4 protein-coding genes are annotated in these 4,342 nt (G+C 66.6%); 2 read left to right on the forward strand and 2 right to left on the reverse strand.

Annotated elements, in window-relative coordinates:
* Window positions 1-41: 41 nt before the first annotated feature.
* On the forward strand, window positions 42-1,388 hold the full coding sequence (locus RMO40_RS11745) for a DNA recombination protein RmuC (RefSeq protein ID WP_309721021.1): 1,347 nt from the start codon (window positions 42-44) through the stop codon (window positions 1,386-1,388).
* An 82-nt stretch (window positions 1,389-1,470) separates the two neighbouring features.
* The gene (locus tag RMO40_RS11750; protein ID WP_309721013.1) at window positions 1,471-2,637 is read left to right on the forward strand and encodes an MFS transporter; all 1,167 of its coding nucleotides are present in this window, start codon (window positions 1,471-1,473) and stop codon (window positions 2,635-2,637) included.
* Between the two features lie 3 nt (window positions 2,638-2,640).
* On the opposite strand, the gene RMO40_RS11755 is transcribed toward RMO40_RS11750, so the two are convergent.
* Both RMO40_RS11755 and RMO40_RS11760 read right to left on the reverse strand, forming a co-directional pair.
* A complete protein-coding gene (locus RMO40_RS11755; RefSeq protein ID WP_309721016.1) occupies window positions 2,641-3,264 on the reverse strand; it encodes a glutaredoxin family protein in 624 nt (207 codons plus the stop codon).
* Between the two features lie 52 nt (window positions 3,265-3,316).
* Window positions 3,317-4,342: M3 family metallopeptidase (locus tag RMO40_RS11760; RefSeq protein WP_309721018.1), on the reverse strand; the 1,026-nt coding region annotated here is incomplete at its 5' end.

Below are 4,342 nucleotides of genomic sequence, written 5' to 3' on the forward strand. Positions count from 1 at the left end.
CCCCGAAGTCTTGCGGCCTGCCCCCTGAGAGAATCACCCGCATGCAAACACCGTGGTGGTTCGTTGCGGCGCTGGCCGTTCTCAATCTCTTGCTGCTGCTCTGGTTGGTGTTTCGCCGGCCGCCCGTCGATGACTCGCTGAAAACAGAGATGCGCGCATCCAGCGAGAGGCTGGAACGTGAGCTGCGCGACGAGCTGGGCCGCAGCGCGCAGGGCACGCGCCAGGAGCTGGGCAGCACGCTGGCCAACTTTCAGCAGACGCTGACCGGCGCACAAACCGGCGTGGCCCGCCTTCAGGGCGAGCAGATCGACGGCTTTCGCACGCAGCTGGCGGCCATGCAGCAGGCCATTGCAGAGCAGTTACGCGCGCTCTCCGAGGCCAACGAGCGCCGCCTCGGCGATGTGCGCACCGCCGTCGAGCAGCGGCTCACCACCTTGCAGCAGGGCAACGAACAAAAGCTCGAGCAGATGCGCGCCACGGTCGATGAAAAGTTGCACGCCACGCTGGAGCTGCGCCTGGGTGAAAGTTTCAAGCTGGTGGCCGACCGGCTCGACAAGGTGCATGCGGGCCTGGGCGAGATGCAGGTGCTGGCCAAGGACGTGGGCTCGCTCAACCGTGTGTTGAATAACGTGAAGACACGCGGCACCTTCGGCGAGGTGCAGCTCGCCGGCCTGCTGGAACAGGTGTTCACGCCCGATCAATACGCGAAGAACGTGGAGACCGTGCCGGGCAGTGGCGCACGGGTGGAGTTTGCGATCCGCCTGCCGGGCCAGCGCGCCGATGGTGTGCCGCTGTGGCTGCCGATCGACGCCAAGTTTCCGCGCGAGGACTACGACCGCCTGCTCGACGCGCACGACCGCGCGGACGCACCCGGCGCCGAGCTGGCTGCCAAGGCGATCGAGCAACGCCTGCGGCTGGAGGCCAAGACCATTCGCGACAAGTACGTGGCGCCACCGCACACCACCGACTTCGGCATTCTCTTCGTGCCCACCGAAGGCTTGTACGCCGAGGCCTTGCGCCGTGCGGGGCTGGTTGAGTCGATGCAGCGCGAATACCGCGTGATGTTGTGCGGCCCGACCACCTTGCTCGCCACGCTCACCAGCTTGCAGATGGGCTTTCGCACGCTGGCACTTGAGAAACGATCGGTCGAAGTGTGGGAGGTGCTGGGCGCTGTCAAGACCGAGTTCGCCAAGTTCGGCGACGTGCTGGCCAAGACCAAGAAGAAGCTCGACGAGGCCAGCAACAACATCTTGCAGGCCGAGGTGAGGGCGCGTGCGATGTCGCGCGAGTTGCGCTCGGTCGAGGCCTTGCCTGAAGCGAAGGCCAAGCTGGTGCTGCCTTTGCCGTCCGATGGTTCGTCGGGTGACCTGCTGGAGCCCGACACCTGAGGTATGGCAGCCCCCACGTCGCTTCGCTCCTGCCCCCCAAGGGGGCTCAGCCCGGCTTCGGGCGGCCGGGCGCCGGTCTGACATGGCCCGTTTCTCGCGCCCCCTTCTGGCCTTGATCATGGGCCAGGTCTGCCTGCACTCGTGCATGGCGGGCGTGCGAGTGGCGGGGCCCTTGCTGGCCTTGAACAGTGGCCAGCCGACCTGGGCGGTGGGCGTGTTGCTCGGCTTGTTTGCGGCGGCGCCGGTGGTGTCTTCCTTGTATGCGGGGCGCATGGCCGATCGCCATGGCTACCACCTGCCGGTGCACCTGGCGGTGGGCATGACGGTGTTCGGCGGCCTGATCGCGGTGGCTTCCACCTGTTTCGTGGCGTGGCAGTTCGGGCTGCTGTGCCTGGCCGCCTGCCTGTGTGGCGTGGGCACCAATTTCGGCCTGATCGCGATTCAGCGCACGGCGGGGCGGCTGGCAGAAGGTGATCGCGCAGGGCTCACACGCGTCTTCAGCTGGCTGGGCCTGGCGCCCGCGCTGTCGAATGTGGTGGGGCCCGTGATGGCGGGCGCCTTGATCGACGCGGTGGGGTTTCGAGGGGCGTTCGTGGCGCTGGCGTTGCTGCCGCTCGCCACCTTCTGGTGGTCGCGGCAGGTGCCGGTGGAAGTGACAACGGCCGTGATCTCGACGGGCCCAAAACGCGCCTCGTGGGAGCTCTTGACACTGCCGGGCATGCAGCGCCTGCTGCTGGTGAACTTCTTGATGTCGTCGAGTTGGGACCTGCACTCCTTCCTCGTGCCGGTGATCGGGCACGAGCGTGGTTTCAGTGCGTCGGCGATCGGGCTCATCTTGGGCGCGTTTGCGGCGGCGGTGGCTGGGGTGCGCGTGCTCATCCCGTTCTTGTCGCACCGCCTGCGCGAGCACCAGGTGCTGGTGGGCGCGATGCTGCTCACCGCGCTGGTGTTCAGCATCTACCCCTGGGTGCACTCGGCCTGGCTGATGGCGGTCTGTGCCACCTCATTGGGCCTGGCGCTCGGCGCCGTCAACCCGATGATCATGAGCACCTTGCACCACCTCACGCCAAGCGATCGGCATGGGGAGGCGATTGCGTTGCGCTCCATGACCATCAACGCCAGCAGCGCGTTGATGCCGCTGTTGTTTGGTGCGGTGGGTGCGGCGATCGGCGCGTCGACGCTGTTCTGGCTGATGGGCGCCGCGGTGGGCGCGGGCAGCTGGCAGGCGCGGCGGGTGGGCCGCGCCTGAGGCTCAGAAGCGGATGCCCGAGGGCGGCGGTGCCGGCTCGGGCGCGGGTGCCGCGGTGGGTGCAGGGGTTCGCGCAGGGGCGGGTTTCGCCTGCTGCGCCTCGGTCAGCGGCTCGGCCTTGCCTTGCGGGAAGTTCGTCGGCAGGCGCGACTCTTTGGGGTAGCTGGCGGCGTCGAGGTACGAGGCCCAATCTTCACGTTGCCAACCGCGAATGATCTGGGCGCCGACCGTCAGCGCAGGCAGGCTGGTGGTACCGGTGAGCCGCTGCAGCGCGTTGCTGTCGTCGGCGGTGGTCACCATTTTTTCGGAGAAGGGCACACCACGCTGGCGGAGGTATTGCCGACCCGAGTCGCACGGTGAGCAGTCGGGTGCCACATACAGCGTGACAGGGAAACGCTGCACCGCCTGCCGCACCTCGTAGGGCATGGCCACGTCATTGGCGACCGAGCCGCCGCTGCCGACTTGCTGTACCTTGCTTTCAGTGCTGACCGCGGGCCGGTCGGTGTAGGTGATCTTGCCGTCCGGCCCAACCACCTTGTAGAGCGCGTGGGCAGGCAGGGCGGTGAAGAGCGATGCCGCAGCCACCGATGTGGCCAGGCTCAGAAGCGCGCGTGTGCGTTGGGTCATGTTCAGGTACTCCGGAGACGGCCGATGCTGACAGCCGTGCAAATTTTAGGCATCAGGCCATGCCCTGGTGACGCAAAAGTGCGTCAATTCGTGGCTCTCGGCCTCGGAAGGCCTTGAAACTTTCCATCGCCGGGCGGCTGCCGCCCGCTTCAAGGATGGCCTCTCGGTAGCGGCGCCCCGTCTCGGGGTCGAGCGCGCTGGTCTCTTCAAACGCGCTCCAGGCGTCGGCGCTCAGCACCTCGGCCCACTTGTAGCTGTAGTAGCCGGCCGCATAACCGCCGGCAAAAATGTGCGAGAACGAATGCTGGAAGCGGTTGAACGCTGGTGGCGTGAACACCGCCACTTCAGCGCGCACTTCGTCGGCGATCTGCTGGACGCGGTCTTCGCTGCCTTGTTCGGCATGGATGCGCATGTCAAACAGCGAGAACTCGATCTGCCGCAGTGTTTGCAGCCCGCTTTGAAAGTTCTTGGCGGCGAGCATCTTGTCGTACAGCGCGCGCGGCAGGGGCTCGCCAGTGTCGACGTGGGCGGTGAGGTGCTTGAGCACCTCCCACTCCCAGCAGAAGTTTTCCATGAACTGACTGGGCAGCTCCACCGCGTCCCACTCCACGCCGGAGATGCCGGCCACGCCGACGTCGTTCACTTGCGTGAGCATGTGGTGCAAGCCATGGCCAAACTCGTGGAAGAGGGTGGTGACTTCGTCGTGCGTCAGCAGCGCCGGTTTGCCGTCGGCCGGTGGGGTGAAGTTGCACACCAGGTGGGCCACCGGCGTTTGTGTCACGCCCTCGGGGCGGGCCCAGCGGCCACGCACGTCGTCCATCCAGGCGCCGGGGCGCTTGCCGGTGCGGGCATAGGGGTCGAGGTAGAACTGGCCGACCAGTTGCGAGCCCCGCTCGATGCGGAAGAAGCGCACCGTGGGGTGCCACACCTCGGCCGTGTCGGGGCGGATGCTCACCTCGAACAGCGTCTCGATGATGCGGAACAGCCCGCTCAGCACCTTGGTCTCGGTGAAATAGGGCTTCACCTCCTGGTCGCTGAAAGCGTAGCGCGCTTCCTTGAGCTTCTCGCTGGCAAAAGG

Source organism: Rhizobacter sp. (assembly GCF_031412075.1).
Lineage (GTDB): Bacteria > Pseudomonadota > Gammaproteobacteria > Burkholderiales > Burkholderiaceae_C > Rhizobacter.

Coding starts and splice junctions, on each gene's coding strand:
- RMO40_RS11745 (WP_309721021.1), top strand. CDS start 42: ATGCAAACACCGTGGTGGTTCGTTGCGGCGCTGGCCGTTCTCAATCTC.
- RMO40_RS11750 (WP_309721013.1), top strand. CDS start 1,471: ATGGCCCGTTTCTCGCGCCCCCTTCTGGCCTTGATCATGGGCCAGGTC.
- RMO40_RS11755 (WP_309721016.1), bottom strand. CDS start 3,264: ATGACCCAACGCACACGCGCGCTTCTGAGCCTGGCCACATCGGTGGCT.